Origin of the sequence: Streptomyces sp. NPDC050549 (assembly GCF_040655035.1) — a bacterium.
GTDB lineage: Bacteria > Actinomycetota > Actinomycetes > Streptomycetales > Streptomycetaceae > Streptomyces.
Genome location: NZ_JBFAJD010000050.1, coordinates 17898 through 35567 on the forward strand (window position 1 = coordinate 17898; position 17670 = coordinate 35567).

Genomic DNA, 17670 nt, shown 5'->3' on the forward strand with positions numbered 1-17670 from the left:
TCGACTGTCGCCGGTGAGGTTCTTCATCCGGAGTAGCGGGACCATACGCATCCGGAAATCGCGGGACCCGATGACGTTCGGCGGGCGGTGGAGCATGTCCGGGCCGCCCAGCCGGACCTGCGCTTCGACATCAGTGCGGTGTTGAGCGAAGGGGAACTGCTGGCTGCGGTCGGGGAGGTGAGCCGGGGAGCCGGTTCGGCGACGACGGCGAGCGGGCTGATCTGGCTGATCCGTGTTCGGGACGGCCTGCTGGCGGAGATGTGGACCTGCCGGCGCGACGAACGGGCCTGATCCGCGGCTCTCGACACAACGCCTCAAGTACGCCGGCACAATACTTCCGTGCCAGATGTCGTCCCGTCCTCCCCCGCCGTGTCCGCCCGCATGAGCCGACAGAGCTCCCGCGACACGGCTCCCGAGGTGGCGGTACGACGCCTCCTGCATGCCGAGGGCCTGCGGTATCGGGTGAACGTGCCGGTGCCCGGCATGCCGCGTCGCACGATCGACATCGTGTTTCCCAAGGCCAAGATCGCGATCTTCATGGACGGTTGTTTTTGGCACGGCTGTCCGCTGCACGCGACGCAGCCCAAGTCGAACGCGGAGTGGTGGCGCAACAAGCTGGACAAGAACATGGCGCGCGATGTCGAGACGACCGAGCACTTGCTCGCGGAAGGCTGGACAGTACTGCGCTTCTGGGAGCACGAGGCGGCCGACGGCGTTGCCCGACGAATCGCCGCCTCCGTCGCACCCCATCAACCAGCTGTGACCGAGCCATGACGGGCCCCAGCGACATCACCCCTGCCACCTGGAGTTCGTTTCAGAACGACTGGGATCAGCAATCATGAAGTTGCTTCACGTATTGACATCCAATTCACCCAATAGTGCTTCGAGGTTGCACGAGTGGGATGCCGATCTGCTCCGCGTGGGCACTGGCCATGGCGTGATCCGTCGCGCCGGTCAGCTCGCTGCGGCCCAGCCGGCCTGACGAGCGAGAGCGGAGACGGTCGATTCCCATGACCGACAATTTCGACGAAATGTACGAAACGTTCAAGGCGCTCTTGGACACGTTCCCTCCCTCGGAGGCGGTCAAGCGGCTGGAGCTGTTCGGTATCAGCCCTGACATCGTCGAACAAATCCGTGAGCACCACGAGCAGCAGATGATCCGTATCAAGGAACTCGAAGAACCGCATGCGGTGGTCCTGGGCAACCGTGACACGTGGTACACAGGCCCACAGGCCAAGGACAAATGCTGGCCCGGTGTCGTGGACCTGCTTCGCAAGGACGGCTGGTCCGAAGAACCTGCCATCAGGGAACTCGACGACTCGTCCACCCGCGTCGTCTCCCTGTTGAACCATCCGAAGGAAAGAGCATTCTCCACACGGGGACTGGTCGTCGGCTATGTCCAGTCGGGCAAGACCACCAACTTCACATCGGTGATGGCCAAAGCCGCTGATCGCGGTTACAAGCTCTTCATCGTCCTGGCGGGCATCCACAACGGCCTCAGGCGCCAAACACAAGCCCGCCTGGTGCAACAACTAGTCGAGCCAAACCCCTCCATGTGGTCCCAACTGACAGGGCTCGACAAGGACTTCACACCGCAGGAGAACCCGGCTTCGTACTTCGGGAAGAGCAACAAGACGCACGTCCTGTGCGTGGTGAAGAAGAACGCAGCAGTACTGCGCAAGCTCGGCACATGGTTGGAGAAGGCTTCGGACTATCTCCAGGACTGCCCCGCGCTGATCATTGACGACGAGGCGGACCAGGCCACGGTCGCCACGAAATCCATCAATCCACTGATCCTGAGCATCATGAGCAGCCTGCCGCGGTCCGCCTACGTCGGCTACACGGCTTCCCCGTTCGCCAATCTGCTGATCGACCCGAGCGCCGAAGACCTCTACCCCCGTGACTTCGTCGTCAACCTGCCCAAGCCAGCCGGTCACTTCGGCACCGAGGTGTTGTTCGGTCGCTATGCCCTCGACGGCGAGGATCCCGAACAGGTCGACGATGGATACGACATGATCCGCTCGATCCCCGACGACGACGTGTCGTGCGTGCGCCCCGAAACGAGGGCCGACGCCGATGGCTTCGAGCCCTTCATCACAGACACCCTCAGCAGAGCGATCGAGTACTTCTGGCTCGTGACGGCAGCCCGCAGAGTGCGGCGCGCGGGCAATCCACACAGCACGATGTTGATCCACACAAGCGTCAACACTGCCGTGCACAACAGCTTCAAGCGGCCGTTGGAGCACCTTCGCTCCCGTGCAACGCAGTCCCTGACCGACGAAGGCTTCCTCTCCAGGTTGCGTGCTCTTTGGGACCAGGAGACAGCACGCGTCCCCGCCGAGGACTTCGGTGAGTCGAAGGTTCCGTTCGACGAACTGGCGACGGAACTGCCGGGTGTACTCAGAAACTGTCGCGTCATCATGGACAACTCCAGCAGCGAAGACCGTCTCGACTACGAGAACGGCCCGGTCGTCGCCATCGCCGTGGGTGGCAACACTCTGTCGCGCGGGCTGACTCTCGAAGGCCTGTCGGTGAGCTATTTCGTCAGAGCCGTGTCGGCGTACGACACGCTGCTGCAGATGGGGCGATGGTTCGGTTTCCGAAACGGCTACGCCGACCTTCCTCGGATCTGGATGACCGACGAACTCGCCGAATGGTTCCGGCACCTCGCCACGGTCGAGACGGAGATGCGTCGGGACATCGACGTCTACATGACCGAGTCCGAGACACCGCTGACTTTCGCGGTCCGTCTGCGCACACACCCCGCTCTACGGGTCACCGCGGCAGCCAAGATGCGCGCTGCGGTAACAGCGGCGTCCTCCTACGGGGGCAAGCGGGTCCAGACCCACTATTTCCACACCAACGGCGAGTGGCTGCGCGGAAACATTGCTGCCGCCCGCGACTTGGTCGCAGCTTCCCTCTCGAACGCTGTCAGAGTGGAGCAACGCCCGGCCGACGGGCGCTATGTGTTCCGTGACGTGCCGTACGACGTGGTGACCGACTTCCTCGCCGCGTACAAGTTCCACGAGAAGTCACCGGAGAACGATGCCGGTCTGATCAGCGACTACATCCGAAAGCGGGTCACTTCAGCCGACTCGCTGCGCCGATGGAACGTTGCGATCGTCGGCAACCCGGCGGGAGAAACGTACACCTTCGTTCCCGGTGTGGCAGTGGGGCGCAATACCCGTGCCCGCCTCAAGGTGGAGAGCCCTGACAGGGACTTCGCCGACATCAAGACACTGATGAGCCGTCCCGACGCCGCAGTGGATCTGACCGGGGACACAACGAAGCTGACAGAGTCGGGCATCAAGGATCTACGTCGCGCCCAACTCCCGGATACAGGTCTGTTGGTCCTGTATCCGATCGACAAGACGTCACAACCGAGCCCGGACAAGGAACTTCGTGCACCGCTGAACGCCGAGGAACACGTCATCGGCGTCGGTCTCGTATTCCCCGAACCGCAGCATGGGGACAGCACGGTCGAAAAGTACATCTCGGCCAACCTGTCAGGTGTCCGCATCGAGGACGAGGACTACAGCCTCCTCGAAAGCGAGGATGCATGAAGGAAGATGCGCTTCGCAAGCTCGTCGAAGATCGTTGGACCGCACTCCACGCCGAGCAGATCACTGGTGAACGAAGCCTGAGAGTCTCGCAGTTGCCCGTCGCAAGCGACAGCGGGTCATTGGCGGTGGCCGTCGACCGCAGTGGACATCGACATGTTCTGGTGCCGATTCACGCGCACCGCAAGGTCCGTCCAGGTCTGGACGGACCCGTACTCAGTTTGCGAAAGCGGGCTCTGGAGGACGAGGAGACGTATCAGACGTATGCCGATCTCGCCTGCATGCGCAATGACCTCGATGATCTGTTCACGGAACTGTGCGTGGACGTGTTGGGTGCGGTCGAAGAGCTACCCGACAATCCGGTCAAGGCGCTCTACCGTGTTCTCGATCGATGGAGGACTCTTTTCCAGGCGCAGGCAGTTCCCCTGGGACCCGAACAACTTGCTGGGCTCTTCGGTGAGTTGACAGTCCTCAATCGGCTTCTCGTGAAGGACCCGAGCGCGCACCGACTCTGGCACGGCCCCGAAGGCCACCATCACGACTTCACTGGCGGAGCCACCGCCGTCGAAGTGAAGGCGAGCACCACCAGAGAGGGACGAAGACCACGGATCCACGGGCTCGACCAACTCGACGTGCCAGAAGGCGGAAACCTCCTTCTGGCCTGGTTCCGGCTGCAACGCGCATCCGGAAACACCGCAGGCACCGCGTTCGTGGACTTGGTCGAACAGGCGCTTCGGCTCTGTGATGATGAAGGCGCGCTGCTCAATCTGCTCGCCTTCGTCGGCTATCGCCCTGCAGATTCCAGCCACTATCACGATGTGCGTTTCGTGATCAGTGAAGAGCGGTGGTACCGAGTCGGCCCCGACTTCCCCGGTCTCACCGGCCGGGCACTCGTCGATGCCGGCGTGCCCGTCTCGATTCTCGACGTCGAGTACACCATCGACCTGTCCGGTGAAACGCCTGCTCCCCTGCCGTCAGACCAAGTGCCCCAATTGATCGAGGGTCTGATCCGGGAGTCCGCGTGATGGAGCCGCGCTGGTATTCACAGCCCTATCCTCCGGAAGGCGCGAGCGCCGCTGAAGGAATCCGTAACCAGCTCGGGCGTCCGGAACTCGACCTACTCACCATCCTGGTGCGCGAGTCCGCCCAGAACAGCTGGGACGCTCGACTGCCGCAGCCCTCCTCTCCCGTGGACTACCGCATCGACATGTGGACAGTCGGTCCGGCCCACGCCGGCGCATGGCGAGAACTTCTGCTCAACGGTGCGCCCGCAGGCAGCGCGGAGACCTTTCCGTTGCGCGACACCCTCAGGCGTGGCCCGGTCCGCGTCCTCTCCGTCTCCGATCGTGGGACGCGGGGACTCGGAGGACCTACTCGCGCCGACGACGCGGTCGGCGCCGAGCGGGACTTCGTCTCTTTCATCCGCAACATAGGTGAACCGCGCGACACCGCACTCGGAGGTGGCACCTACGGCTTCGGCAAGGGCATTTTCTACCTGCTGTCCAAGTCCGGAACCGTGCTCGTGCACTCCCGTTGCCGTACAGCACAGGGAGGTTACGAGACCCGACTCATCGGTTGCACCCTCTGGAAGAGTTACGTGGCCGGTGAACCAGGCGAAGACCGTCGCTATACCGGTCGGCACTGGTGGGGCAACATGTCAGGGCCCGTCGTCGAACCCCTGGTCGGCCAGGAAGCCGAAGCCACAGCGCAACGTCTGGGACTCAGGTCCTTCAGTCCCGAGGAGACAGGGACGACCGTCGTCGTAATCGATCCAGACCTGGACGAACTCGCTCCGCCCGAGGCGGCCGACTATCTGGCAGAGACCATCGCCTGGCATCTCTGGCCAAAGATGATCTCCGTCAGCAGCAAGCCACCCGCCATGAAGTTCGCCGTAGCCTGCGACGGTGTCGAGCACTCCGTGCCGGACCCGCGGGAAACCCGCCCCCTCAACATGTTCGTCGCCGCTCACGAATCGATGGCTGGCCCGGAGGGCAAGAACCTGCACTGCTTGAAGCCCAAGCAGTATCTCGGACGCCTCGGGCTCGTGAAGCGGATCATTCCGCCCCTGGAGCCGACGCGTGCCTCACGCATGCTCGACATCGAAGACATCGTCCATCACGTCTGTCTGATGCGACCTGCAGAACTCGTCGTCACGTACCACGCCGGGCCGAAACCTCCCAGCGTGAATCAGGGATACGCCGGAGTCTTCAGAGCCGACGAAACGATGGACGAGATCTATGCGAAGGCCGAACCGCCTACGCATGACGCCTGGAATCCGCAATCTCTCGTAAGGCCCGAGAGTACCTTCGTGCAGACGACGTTTCGGCGCATCGGCGAAGCTCTGGACAGCCTGCTCTCACTCGGCGGCATGGCCCGTACCGGAGCCAGCAACGTCGCCCTGGGTGCTGCCAGTTCGCTCTTTTCCGGGCTTGTGGGTGGAACCTGGGGCATCGGTGGCGCCACGGCCTACTCGAAGCCCGGCAGCACCGCACGTGCTGCGAAGTCGAACGACACGGAGGAAAGGACGGCCCGTTCGACTCCAGGCCGCGTCGTCCCAAGTCCCGAAGCCTCCGGTACGGATCGGTCTCCAGCCAACGCCCCGGCAAGCTCCGGCGGATTCGGTACCGGCACTGAACACTTCGCCGATGGGTCCGGAGCGGACGGAACAAACACGCCACGCCGCCGCCCGAAAGTCCAGTACATCGGCGAGCCGTACTACGACGATCGCGGCGACACCTCCGTACTCGTCCAGGAGTTCCGGCTGCCCGTACCCGGGCCACAGCAGGTCCGGATCGATCTGGCCGTCACTCTTCCCGGAACCGGTGGGCGTGAGACGGACCCTCCCATCGGGGCAAGCATGCCCGCGCTCGTCGGCTGGGAGGACGACACCGGTCGTGTGTATGCCTCCGAGCCGCACGTGATCGAGGGCAGCGAATCCGTCTGGCTGGCTCTTGTGCGACCGGCTCCGGACACCATGACCGAGATCGGCATCAAGGTCGAGGCGGTGAAGTCCTCATGAGTCGACGCGTCCTTCCGTATCGCGTCCCCTCCGAAGACGTCGTGGTCACCGAGACATGGTCGCTTGTCGTCCCGGACGGAGAGATCGCTCTGCCGGAAGCCCTGCCCGACTGGGACTATCAGATGGACCTGCATCTCCGCAGGACCGTCCGTGTAGACCTGGACCGAGCACGAGCCGAATCCGGACTTCCCGTCGACGCCGCGCTCATGCTCGCGGCCGTGTGGACAGCCACCGGATCCAACCTCAGCGGGCCGGCTCAGCATGTGCGCCTGGCCGACAGAGGCACAAGCACCGTGGAACTCGATGTCCTGCTGCGAGGTACCGATCTGGGTGGACTGCTCATGCTCGACACCGCACTCGTCCTGGCCGAACGTCGGAGCAATGGCCGCCCGTCCTCTCCCCGCCGAGCAGGATCTGTGTTGTGGAGCGACCGTGAGTTCCTCCGACTCCAGGGTGACGCGCCGCAGTTCCCCATGGCCGTGATCGACTTCGCCCGGACCTCTTTCCCCGACCATGCGGCATGGCATCTACAGATCAGTGGAAGCCTGGAGAGCGCGACTATGGGTTCTCTGCTCCTTCTGGTCAATGAGAGGAACGCGGTCACCACCACCGCATTCGAGAATGCGGGCAAGCCCCGTCCGGTGGATCGCATCGTGCTCTCGGCCGTGTACGCCGACGCGGCTCGGATCATGATTGAACACGCGCTGAGCAATGACGACTTCGCCGAGGACTCCGACTTCCCCGAGGGCTCGCTGGGCGCCACAATGTTGAGCCTGTTCGACCAGCTCTTCCCAGGACAGACAATCACCGACATCCGTCTGCGCCAACGGCAGTCGCCGGCTTTGTTCGGCTCGGACCTGCAGGCGGCGGTCAAGATCTTCGAGGTGTCCTGATGAGCTTCCTCTACCCTCGTTTGCTGGCCGAACAGGCAAGACCGCTCTTCGAGGAGTACAGCCACCTACCCATCGCCGAGTTGGCCGGCAGAGTCGCCACCTCTCACGATTCTGCGGTCTACGTGGCCACCGGTGGTGACCGAGTCTCCGCGACTCGGCTCAAGGAACTGCGTGCAGGCGTCGTCGACCTCGCCAAGAGCGCCGGGTTCCCCGACGACTCCGACCGCACCCGCAATGCCGAATTCGACCTTCGGCTCGCCGCCCTGCTGCACGCCGAGATGGGCATGGTGCCTGCGGAGGCAGCATCACGGGACGTCTGGGCATTTCTGGCGCTGGTCCTGCTCCCGGATGTCGCGTTCTGGCGCTACCCCCGACCCCCGGGAGACCGCGTCCTCGGCACGGACCTCACCCGTCACGTCTTCGGCCGGCTGTGGTGGCGGGCCCAACTCGTGCGCTCCTCCGACGACCCGGAACCGTACGGCGCTCTCAAGATTCTCGGAGAGGCCGCCTTCGACCAGATCTACGCCCGCCGGGCGGCGCTCGGTGGAAGCCCGCACATGGTCCGAGCCATCCTCCGTGTGTGGCAGACCCTCGACCTGGCAGGCCTGAACGAACGCGAAACACTGCGCGACTTCCTCAAAAGGCTTTTGCGGCTTGCCCCGTTCGTGCTGTTCGACGGGATCGAAGAGCACACCCTGGACCAAGAGTTGCGCACAGTCGCACAGGAATCCCTCGACGCCCAGCGCCTTACCAGAACGCCTCCCGGCAGTGAAGCTGAGCACGATGGCGACGAAACACAGCTCGTTGTGACACCCGAGTCCTCCGCAGCCCAAGAAGCTCCAGGGGATGCAGCCGAGTCACGTCGCTTCCGCTCGGTCGAACTCTGCGCCGGGGCCGGAGCTCAAGCACTCGGACTGGCGCAAGCCGGATTCGACCCTGTCCTACTCATCGACAGCAAGGCCGATGCCTGCTTCACGATCGACCTGAATCGTCCCGGCTGGGACGTGATCTGCATGGACATCGCGCAATTCCAGCCGAGCGAGCGTCCCGAAGCCCTGGGTGTCGATTTGGTCAGTGGTGGACTTCCCCGCGTGAAGTCTCCTGCGACCGTCGGCCGAACCGAGGACACCGAGGAGCGCGAAGTCCTCAGGGCCGCGATCGCTCTGGTACGCGCCATCAAGCCAAAGGCCGTTCTCTTGGAGAACGTTCCGGACCTGGTCCAGAGCCCTGACTTCGCTACGGACCGCTCATGGATTGAGGCTCAGCTCAACAATGCGGGTTACAGCTGGAGTTGGCGAGTCCTCAATGCTGCCGACTTCGGTGTGCCGCAGAACCGCAGTAGCGGTTTCCTGGTCGCACTGCAATCCCCGTACTTCTCCCGATTTTCGTGGCCTGAGCCGAACGAGTTGCCGCCGCCGACCGTGGGCCAGGTTCTGGGCCCTTCCATGTCCGCAAACGGATGGCCGGGCGCGGAACGCTGGATCAAGGCAGCCAACCGCATCGCACCGGCCCTTGTCGGCGGTTCCGACCGTCGCGGAGGTGCCGATCTCGGTCCCACGGGTACCAAGAAGGCGTGGGCAACCCTTGGCGTCAACGGCAACAGCCTTGGTGACGATCCCCCGGAGGCCGACTTCCCTGCTGACGGCCAACCCAAGCTGACCGTCGACCAGGCCGCGATGATCCAGTCGATCCCGCAGGAATGGAGCTTCTTCGGTGGCAAGACGTCCAGGTATCGTCAGATTGGTCATGCAATGCCACCACCTCTCGCGAGGGCTCTCGGTCGGGCCATCTCTTCCGCCCTGCGCAGCTAAGATCGCCTCATGAGCACGCCCCGTCCCCTCACCCCTCAGCCCATCACGGTCCTTGATCTTTTTTCTGGATGCGGTGGCTTCACTCAAGGGTTTCACGAGTTCCGTCCGGAGGGGGCGGCGGACGGCGGACCGGTGTTCCGTAGCGTCGCGGCAGTCGAACACGATCTCGCTGCAGCAGCTACATATGCGGCGAACTTCGGAAGCCACAAATCGGACGACAGGCTCCCGCCGGCGCGCGTCCACCTGGAGGACATCGAGGACTGGAAGCCGACGGACGAAGCCCTTCACGCGGACGTGGTGGTCGGAGGACCCCCCTGCCAGGGGTTCTCAGCTTTGAATCGCCACAAAAAGGGATCCGAGCGGAACCGCCTCTGGGAAGAATACGTTCGTATCGTAAGCAGAATTCGCCCGAAGATCTTCGTCATCGAGAATGTCGATCGATTCCTGAAGTCGGACGAGTTTCTGAACCTTCTCAGCGAAGTAAAACCTGGTGGCCTACTCTCCGACTACCGCCTGATCAACCCGCCGGGTCACGAACCAGGTGAAACCGACGACAAGAAGCACAAGCGTTACCTCCTCAACGCAGCCGACTACGGCGCGGTTCAAGCACGTCGTCGGGCGATCGTGATCGGTGTCCGAAAAGACGTCGACGGCAACCGCGCGATGAAGTACCCCCCAGCGACGCATACCCGACACCGGAAACACAGCAACGCCATTCCGGCGCAGCCACTCGACGGTGTCGATCTGGAGCCATCATACTGGCGGGCTGTCGACTCAGTATTCAACGAGTCGAATCTGCTCGAAATCCGAGGCACCGAACTTCCGGACGGAAAAGAATACGTTCCCGATGTGGATTCCGTCCTTCCCGGGGTCTTCACAACCCCTGACCTCCACTTCGGCCGAAATCCAGAACCGCTCTCAAGGGCCCGCTACCGAGCTATCCCCAAAGGTGGGAATCGAAAAAACCTGACTGGTAAGTGGTACACGATCGACAGTGACGGAGAAATTCAAATCTTCGACACCCAGAACCCTCCGGGCGTGAAGACAATCGTCAAGTACCTCTCAACCGAAAGCTGGGACAACCACAACACCGGTACGGGCGACGTGATGGGCCGACTTCGGCTGGGTGAACCCTCCGTGACTATCCGCACCGAGTTCTTCAAGCCCGAGAAGGGGCGGTACCTTCACCCCACCGCCGCTCGCCCGATCACCCACTACGAGGCCGCCCGAATTCAGGGCTTCCCACTCGACTTCCGGTGGTGCGGCTCGAAGACCGACATCGCCCGCCAGATCGGCAATGCCGTACCCATCCCACTCGGCACTGCCATTGCCGCGGCGATCCACGCCTATTTGCGGGACTGACCCAAACCATGCTTCCAAGAGCCGGAAGCGCCGAGACCCGACTTCCAACTCTTGAGCCCGTCCCCTCGACGGCCGACCGCGTCCGGTTGTTGTGAGTCAGTGGTCAGGGCGTCGATCCGATTTGCACCTCGAAGTGTGTCTGAGCACGGTCCAGAATCTCCTCCGGATCACAGCCGTGCGCCCGCAGCCAGTGCAGAACGTCCGCGATGACCTCGATCACCGCTTCCTCGGCCATGGCTGCGCCCAGTCGACCAAGGCCCGGTTCCTGAGGCAGTCCTGCGGTCCGGTAGGGGCCGAGCAGCAATTCGGCCCGCATGACACCGGCTGTGCTCACGTGGCCATTTGACGCGTTAAGGCCTGTTTTCAGCTCACACCAGGTCACCTTGCGGTCCTGGTGCAGCAAGACGCCCCAGCAGTCTGCGACCGCATCGACGAGAACCATGCCTCGTCCACCCTCGGAGTCGGAAGTCCCGTCGACGAGGGTCGGCAATGCGCGCGGATCGGGGTCGTGCACCTCGATCCGCAGGCGAGTCCCGTTCATAGAGACCGCGAGCGTGGCCGGGGTGCCGGCGCCCACATGCGTGATGACGTTGGACACCAACTCGCTCACACAGAGTTGAGCCTCGTCGGTCACGTCATGCAGACCCCACATGCCCAAGTGCAATCGCATGATGCGGCGCAGTGCAGCCACTTCCTCGGGATCCGCCGTAAAGGCCAGGTCCCACGACCTTCGTGACATACACGCTTCTTGGATCACCAGGACTCCTCTCGTTGCATGCCACCTCCGCATGATCGACGGAGCGTTGCATGGCCTCACCGTGAGTGGCGTTGTCGACCAGAGTGACGCCGACACATCCCGTCATGCAATGTGCAGGAAGAGATTCCCACTTCCGAGTGATTGGCACGCAGAGGTCTTGGCGCGAGACTGAACACCCGCTAGTCGACGGATTGTTGAGAGGTTTCAGATGGCCGGTTCACCGACGGCGCGCCGTCGCCGTCTCTCGATCGAGCTGAAGAAGCTCCGGGAGACGAACGCGTTCACCTGCGCGCAGGTGGGCCAGGCGCTGGACTGGAGCGGCTCCAAGGTCAACCGCATGGAGACGGGCAACGGCCGGGTCCAGCCGTCGGACATCGACGCCCTGTGCCGGTTCTACGACACGACCGACGAACTGCGGGAGTTCCTCAAGTCGTTGGCTCGGGAGGCCAAGACGCGCGGCTGGTGGCAGGTGCACGGTGCCGGCGTCCCCGAGTGGTTCAACATCTACATCGGTCTGGAGCAGGACGCCTCCACGTTCCGGCAGTACCAGTGCGAGTTGATCCCGGGACTCATGCAGACCGAGGCGTACACCGGTGAACTCCACAGGACGGGAGCCCACATGTCCGCCGAGGACATCGCCAGGGCCGTACAAGTGCGCATGGAGCGGCAGGCCATGCTGACGCGGCCCGACTCTCCTGATGCCTGGTTCGTCGTGAACGAGGGCTCACTGCGCAACGTCATCGGGGATCGGGCGTTGATGCGAGAACAGCTCGAACGCGTGCTGGGATCAGCCGAGTTGCCGAGCGTGACCCTGCAGGTGCTTCCCTTCGACTCGGGCACGTATCCAGCCACGGGCACGTTCACCATCCTGGGCTTTCCCGCTCCGGAGGACCCGGACCTGGTGTACCGGGACGGCATCACCGATGCTGTGTACCTGGAGGGCGAGCATCACGTTCGTGAGTACACGAAGGCGTTCGACGGCCTGCGGGCTGCGGCGCTCAGCCCTCAACGCTCCGCCCAGTTGATCAAGTCCGTTCTGAAGGAATACGCAAGTTGAAGAGTGCAGAGACCGGGACCCACAACCGTCTGGTCTGGTTCACGTCGTCCTACAGCAACGGCGCCGGAGGTGAGTGCGTCGAGTGTGCGATGACCGATGGCCGTGCACTCGTGCGTGACACCAAGAACGCCACGGGCCCAGTGGTCACCGTTCAAAGCGGCCCTTGGCATTCCTTCGTCCAGGCCTTCCAGGACAGCGAGCCGGCGGACTGAACACCTCTCAGGCATACCGCCCCCACTGCCCCCGGTGAACGACATCCTCCACGCCCCGCCGCCGTTCCGCGATGCCCCCACTCTGCTCGGGAACATCCTCAGCCCGGTACCCGACCGTGATCCCCCCGATCGGGGCGTACTCGTCCGGGACCCCGAACTCCGCCCGGAGCGGCTGGAGATGCTCAAGCGCGATGCCGAAGAAGCAAGCGCCGAGGCCTTCGTCGACCGCGGTCAGGAGCATCAGCAGGGCGGCCATTCCCGTGTCGTTGTGCCAGTACGGCGCGGGCCAGCGAGCCTCGGCGCGGTCCTCCCAACCCTTGTCGGGTTCGGCGTGGCGCTCCAGGTACGCCGCCTTGTGGGCCAGGGGGACGACGGCCAGCGGGGCATCCTGCATGGTCGGAGTTTTCTCGACGCGTCACCACCGCCAAGCGCCGCCCGCCGGGCGGTGAACTCACCCTCACCGAGCGGACCGAGAACCGGGCCCTGTCCGCGGCCCGGGCACCCGTCGAACGAGGCATGGCACGGCTGAAGTCCTGGCAGATCTTCCGCAGATCCCGCATCAGTCCCAACCGCATAAGCGTCATCACCAAGGCCGTCCTCACCCTGGAGAAGCAACGCTGAAAACGCTCAGTGTCTGCCGCGGGCGTATATCTCACAACCGGCTACTGGGGCATTCCCGGAGATGAGCCAGTTGTGACGCCCTAGGTTCCCGAGGGGACTGGCTCGTTGCTCCCCGCCACACCCTCTCTGCCCTCGTTGGCCCTGTTGTCCCTCAGGGCCGAGACAATGCCGACGCCATCCGCCCGTCGCTGCCGGGATTACGCAAGCTCGGTATCCGCGTCGTCATCGCCGACAACCAGAGGCGTCGGGCACCTCCGCCCCGCCACTGCTACGGTCTCGTCCATGGCGCTCTCGGTCTCCACAGGTCAGGCTGTCGACCTACGCGTACAGCCGGTTGGCGAGGTTCTTGATCGCGTCGAGCGGTCTCTGCAAGTGGGCTTGCTCCCGGACACGATGGTGCGCAAGCGCCGATCCGTGGGGGCCAGAACAGACCGCGACACCTGGGTGCGGATCGAACGGCGCCTGCTCGACAAGATCCCCGACCAGGGGTGGAACGGCGCTGAGAGTGCCGCGCGTCTGGAAGGCATCGCCCAGCCCGAATGGCACGGATGTGTGGTCTGGCGGGCCACGGACGGGCAGGTGATGTGGCGAGCCGACGAAACCGAGCTCATGCCAGGAGCCCCTATCGGAAGCGCCATCCTGAGTGGAGTCCCGAAGCTGTCAGATGACTGGTGGGGGGCATTGAACGCGTCGTTGGACGCGCTGGCGGCCCAGCACACGAGTCGGATCGCCACACCGGACACCGACACCATCACCCAGGCCCTCGTCACCGAGTCCATCCACGGTGTCTTCTCCGGCGATTTCGATCCGACCATCGAACAGTGGGTACCGGCCCACGCGGACCTGAACTGGGCCAACATGACCGCTCCGGCGTTCAGTCTCTTCGACTGGGAGGACTGGGGTAACGCGCCGCTGGGGCTGGACTCGGCCTCGCTGTGGGCGAGTTCCCTTGCTGTCCCGGCTCTGGCCGACCGCGTATGGCACGAGCGCCGGTCCGACTTCGAGAGCCGGGACGGCAAGTTGATGACGCTGTTCGCCTGCTCGAAGCTCCTCGGGCCGTACGCACACCCAGAAGACCCTCGGCTGGAACCCGCCCGGCGCAAGGCCGAACAGGTCATCAAGGAGCTTCAGACCGGCTGATCGCGTGAACGGTCCCGCAGGAGACTCCGGTACTCCTGGACCGTTAGTTCCTCGACCTCGCCGACCAGGGCGCCGACGAGGTCGCCCAGATGGGCGGGATCATCAGTGCCCACAGCCACAGTGCCGACCCTCGGGATGTGATAGGCGGCTATGAACGCCGCCTGCACGCGCGAGAGTTGATGACTGTCACCGAGGAAGACACGGGGGTCGATCCTGGCCCACACCGAGTCGCTGGTACTGCCGCCGAAGGGGCTCATGCCCCAAACCTCGCTGGGGTCCAGGTCCCACGCCTCGATGAGTGCGTCCGCGGCGTCCAGCGTTCTGACTCCGACGAGTAGGCCGGCGCGGACCATGAGGGTCGCTGGCCTCGGAACGGTCGGGCCGATCAGTCCCACCAGGAACGATGGATCCCAGGACGCGATGCCCCAGGCGGCACACAGGCCCTTGCTCATAGCGTCATCGAGGACAGCGCACGCCTCTGTCAGCACCTCCTGGCCATGCGGGCCGGCCTCGCGGAGCGAGTGTTCCGGGTTGTGCAGGAACACCAGATCCGGCTCCTGCCCCAGGTCCCCAGCCGCCTGTTCCACGGCCGCGTGCAGCCGTACGGGGTCCAAGGAGTGCTCCGCCCCGCCCGGTCCCGGAAAGTAGCCCACCTTCGTGGAGACGGTGAACTTCGGCAGCAGGTCGCCGGCCGTCTGCGCCAGGACCTGATGCGAACGGAAGCCGAGGTAGTTGGTGCTGGTGTCGAGTGCTGTGACGCCGAGGTCGAGCGCCCCGGTCAGGAGCCGGCGTTCGTGACGAGACCGGTGTAGCCCGAGAACAACTCGGGGGTCAGCACCGCGCACAGCTCCTCCTCCACGAGGATCTCAGCGACCTCCGCTACTTCGGCCCCGGCGACGGCCGCGGCCTGTTCCAGCTCGACTGGCCTGCCGCTCAGCAGCAGACGCAGAGCGGGCAGTGCCTTGGCCGCGAGGGTGAGCTTCTTCCCCGAGGCCACGATGTCGACGGTCTCTCCGTGTTCCTGAATCTGGGGCGGGAAATGGGTGGTGCACACCACGGCGTCGAGCGGCCCGAGTACGTCGAGGAACGGCAGGTGCCGAGGCAGGGTCGTCGCTTGCTCGAAGGCGGCCAGGAAGTCGGGCGGCGGGCGTTCGCTGACCAACTGGGCGGCAGCCGCGGTCAGGGCTTCGCTGCCTGTTCCCTGCCAGCGGTCGAGATCGTGGCGGAAGATCTCGTGCTCGCGGCACCAGTCGGCCAGCCACGCGAGCCAGCTCGCCCCCGTGCGCTTGGTGATGCCGAACGTGACGTGCAGGCTGTTGCCGGAGCCGCTGCCGGTCCGTGTCGCCTGGTGCCAGTGGCCTCGGGGTATGTGCATGACGTCGCCGGTCCGCATCAGGCCAGACCAGATGATCTCGTCGCTCGGAGTGGTGTTGGGGTCGGCGTCCCGGTACATCGGGACGTTGCGGGAGGTCGCGCGGACCTCCCATTCCTTCTCACCCGCGAGCTGGACGATGACGACATCGTGGTCGTCCCAGTGCAGGGGGAAGCCGGAGGCGTCGTTCGTGGTCAGGTACGCGTTGACCTGGACTCGCTCGTGGGACCACCATTGCAGGGCCCGGCAGGCGACTTCCATGGTCGGATCGAAGACGTTGGCCTGGTCCATGATCACCGTCGCGCCTTCGCCCAGGAGCCTGCCCAGGCTGCGCATGTTGACCATGGAGATGCTCTGGCCCCGGGGACTGACGCTGTCGGTGTAGTAGATGGCCGGATGGACCTCCTCGCCCTTCTGGAAGCACCGGAACTGCGGGCGGTTCAGGCTCCTGCGCATGGCGATGTCGAGCAGGCGGTTCGGGGTCATGATGCGGGAGACGAGTGCGGGGTCGTCCATGCTCCCGCGTACGAAGTCCTTGCCCAGCTCCTCGGGTCCGCTCCATCCGAGTGTTGTCTCGATGGCGCTGATCAACTGATGTTCCATCGTTGCGTCCTCCCATGGGTTCAGCCACGTGCTTCGGACGCGGTGGGGGCAGGCACGGCCGACCGCACCGGCCCCCACCGCTTGGTGCCTACTCGCTGTCGTGCAGATTGCCGTCGCCACCCGGCCACGGCGCGTCGCCGGAACTACCCTGGTTGTCCGACCGGAGGCTGTCGTACCGGTCATGGACGGCGGTCAGTTCTGTCACCGCCACCAGGAGGCCACTTCGGGCCGGAGTCGGTGTCGTGGGCTCTTCCACCTCGTGCTCCTTCCTTTTCGGTTCTCCCGCCAGGGCCGGCGGGAGGTCGATGGCCGCCCCACGGCCGGGAAGCAGTGATGCTGTGGAGCGGCTGTCCTTGGGGGAGATGTGCGGCCCTACACCCGCGAGTGGGTGGGCCTGCGACTCGTCGGCAAGACGCTCGTGTCCTCGCGCATGTTGGTCTCCAGGAGGCGCTGATCCGGTTCATACAGACATGCGCGGCAGACGTAGAAGGCCGCGTGCATGCCGCTCGACTGGACAGGCCCGATCCATGTCACCTCGACGTCGTCACGTCCGCACCACAGCCAGCACTCGCCGCGGGCCAACCACTCGTGGCGGTCCCAGAGCGCGTACTCGGTGGGTTGCCGGGTGACGGGGTCGATGTCGCGACGGGAAGGACGGAAGACCACATCGGAATCGGTCAGCGGATTCCGTCGTAGCGAATGTCGTCCCATCACGCGACCGCCAGGGTGAGCGGCTCGGGCTCAGCCACGATTCCGTGCTTCGGCCGACGCGCGAAGAACCGGCGCAGAACGGCGGCTCGTATGGCAGGCGCTGTCATCGGCAGCTCGATCTCCGCCCATACGTGCTTGCCGCGTTCAGATGGCGCCCAGGCACAACGCAAGGCGAGAAGATCGACCAGCGCCAGTCCTCTACCGCTCTCGTCTTCGTCTTGGGCCCAACTCATCTGCGGGGCTGATGAGTTGCCGTCGAGGACATCGATCACCAGGGATCCAGACCGGAGGTAGAGCGTGACGGTGACAGGACCCTTCCCGTGGACCACGGCATTGGTGATGAGCTCGGATGCGACCAGGCGTATGGCGTCAGCTTTCTCGTCGTCCATCGGCACGCCCCACGTACGGACCTGGTCGATGACCTTGCGCCGGGCGAAGAACACGTCGCTTTCCGTACCGGCGAAGACGAATCGATGGACGATCGTGGACATATGGGGACGCCTCCGAAGCGATGGAGAACGGCTTCGTCCCCGACGGGGGGCACGGGGACGA

The 17670-nt window shown here is 64.4% G+C and carries 17 protein-coding genes and 3 pseudogenes; 13 read left to right on the plus strand and 7 right to left on the minus strand.

The window, feature by feature from the left end:
- Window positions 1–54 precede the first annotated feature (54 nt).
- The 8 genes and pseudogenes from AB0I51_RS42420 to AB0I51_RS42455 all read left to right on the plus strand — a co-directional run.
- Window positions 55–291: pseudogene (locus tag AB0I51_RS42420) on the plus strand (nuclear transport factor 2 family protein); the annotation flags it as partial.
- A 90-nt stretch (window positions 292–381) separates the two neighbouring features.
- Window positions 382–774 (plus strand): very short patch repair endonuclease, encoded by a 393-nt coding sequence (locus tag AB0I51_RS42425; protein WP_362983934.1) that lies wholly within the window; start codon window positions 382–384, stop codon window positions 772–774.
- A 236-nt stretch (window positions 775–1010) separates the two neighbouring features.
- The gene (locus tag AB0I51_RS42430; protein WP_362983851.1) at window positions 1011–3563 is read left to right on the plus strand and encodes a Z1 domain-containing protein; all 2553 of its coding nucleotides are present in this window, start codon (window positions 1011–1013) and stop codon (window positions 3561–3563) included.
- Window positions 3560–4585: a PD-(D/E)XK motif protein gene (locus tag AB0I51_RS42435; RefSeq protein ID WP_362983853.1), complete on the plus strand. Its 1026-nt coding sequence runs from the start codon at window positions 3560–3562 to the stop codon at window positions 4583–4585. Before AB0I51_RS42430 ends, AB0I51_RS42435 begins: the two co-directional genes overlap by 4 nt.
- Window positions 4582–6579 (plus strand): hypothetical protein, encoded by a 1998-nt coding sequence (locus AB0I51_RS42440; protein ID WP_362983855.1) that lies wholly within the window; start codon window positions 4582–4584, stop codon window positions 6577–6579. The genes AB0I51_RS42435 and AB0I51_RS42440 overlap by 4 nt, the downstream gene beginning before the upstream one ends.
- Window positions 6576–7472, plus strand: coding sequence for a hypothetical protein (locus AB0I51_RS42445; RefSeq protein ID WP_362983857.1), 897 nt, complete (start codon window positions 6576–6578; stop codon window positions 7470–7472). The genes AB0I51_RS42440 and AB0I51_RS42445 overlap by 4 nt, the downstream gene beginning before the upstream one ends.
- Window positions 7472–9283, plus strand: a complete 1812-nt coding sequence (locus AB0I51_RS42450) for a DUF6339 family protein (protein ID WP_362983859.1) — start codon at window positions 7472–7474, stop codon at window positions 9281–9283. Before AB0I51_RS42445 ends, AB0I51_RS42450 begins: the two co-directional genes overlap by 1 nt.
- A 9-nt stretch (window positions 9284–9292) precedes the next feature.
- The gene (locus tag AB0I51_RS42455; protein WP_362983861.1) at window positions 9293–10645 is read left to right on the plus strand and encodes a DNA cytosine methyltransferase; all 1353 of its coding nucleotides are present in this window, start codon (window positions 9293–9295) and stop codon (window positions 10643–10645) included.
- 103 nt (window positions 10646–10748) lie between these two features.
- On the opposite strand, the gene AB0I51_RS42460 is transcribed toward AB0I51_RS42455, so the two are convergent.
- Window positions 10749–11402 carry an ATP-binding protein gene (locus AB0I51_RS42460; protein ID WP_362983863.1) on the minus strand — a complete coding sequence of 218 codons (654 nt, stop codon included), beginning with the start codon at window positions 11400–11402 and terminating at the stop codon, window positions 10749–10751.
- Between the two features lie 208 nt (window positions 11403–11610).
- On the opposite strand from AB0I51_RS42460, the gene AB0I51_RS42465 reads away from it, so the two are divergent.
- Window positions 11611–12459 (plus strand): helix-turn-helix transcriptional regulator, encoded by an 849-nt coding sequence (locus AB0I51_RS42465; protein WP_362983865.1) that lies wholly within the window; start codon window positions 11611–11613, stop codon window positions 12457–12459.
- The gene (locus tag AB0I51_RS42470) at window positions 12456–12671 is read left to right on the plus strand and encodes a DUF397 domain-containing protein (protein WP_362983867.1); all 216 of its coding nucleotides are present in this window, start codon (window positions 12456–12458) and stop codon (window positions 12669–12671) included. Before AB0I51_RS42465 ends, AB0I51_RS42470 begins: the two co-directional genes overlap by 4 nt.
- Before the next feature lie 7 nt (window positions 12672–12678).
- Here the strand turns inward: AB0I51_RS42470 and AB0I51_RS42475 are convergent, their stop codons facing one another.
- Entirely contained in the window at window positions 12679–13065 is a 387-nt protein-coding gene (locus AB0I51_RS42475; protein ID WP_362983869.1) for a nitroreductase family protein, read from the minus strand.
- 20 nt (window positions 13066–13085) lie between these two features.
- On the opposite strand from AB0I51_RS42475, the pseudogene AB0I51_RS42480 reads away from it, so the two are divergent.
- The 3 genes and pseudogenes from AB0I51_RS42480 to AB0I51_RS42490 form a co-directional block, all read left to right on the plus strand.
- Window positions 13086–13292 (plus strand): annotated as a pseudogene (locus AB0I51_RS42480) (transposase family protein); the annotation flags it as partial.
- Window positions 13293–13387: 95 nt separating this feature from the next.
- A pseudogene (locus tag AB0I51_RS42485) lies at window positions 13388–13543 on the plus strand (HAD family hydrolase); the annotation flags it as partial.
- A 31-nt stretch (window positions 13544–13574) separates the two neighbouring features.
- Window positions 13575–14432 (plus strand): hypothetical protein, encoded by an 858-nt coding sequence (locus AB0I51_RS42490; RefSeq protein WP_362983871.1) that lies wholly within the window; start codon window positions 13575–13577, stop codon window positions 14430–14432.
- Here AB0I51_RS42490 and AB0I51_RS42495 read toward each other — a convergent pair.
- The 5 genes from AB0I51_RS42495 to AB0I51_RS42515 form a co-directional block, all read right to left on the minus strand.
- Window positions 14420–15277, minus strand: a complete 858-nt coding sequence (locus AB0I51_RS42495; protein ID WP_362983873.1) for an aldo/keto reductase — start codon at window positions 15275–15277, stop codon at window positions 14420–14422. The genes AB0I51_RS42490 and AB0I51_RS42495 overlap by 13 nt on opposite strands.
- On the minus strand, window positions 15211–16407 hold the full coding sequence (locus tag AB0I51_RS42500) for a cupin domain-containing protein (RefSeq protein ID WP_362983875.1): 1197 nt from the start codon (window positions 16405–16407) through the stop codon (window positions 15211–15213). The genes AB0I51_RS42495 and AB0I51_RS42500 overlap by 67 nt, the downstream gene beginning before the upstream one ends.
- 88 nt (window positions 16408–16495) lie before the next feature.
- Complete coding sequence (locus tag AB0I51_RS42505) at window positions 16496–16663, minus strand: hypothetical protein (RefSeq protein WP_362983877.1); 168 nt, start codon at window positions 16661–16663, stop codon at window positions 16496–16498.
- Between the two features lie 116 nt (window positions 16664–16779).
- A complete protein-coding gene (locus AB0I51_RS42510; protein ID WP_362983879.1) occupies window positions 16780–17118 on the minus strand; it encodes a hypothetical protein in 339 nt (112 codons plus the stop codon).
- Complete coding sequence (locus AB0I51_RS42515) at window positions 17118–17609, minus strand: ATP-binding protein (RefSeq protein WP_362983881.1); 492 nt, start codon at window positions 17607–17609, stop codon at window positions 17118–17120. Before AB0I51_RS42515 ends, AB0I51_RS42510 begins: the two co-directional genes overlap by 1 nt.
- Between the last annotated feature and the right edge of the window lie 61 nt (window positions 17610–17670).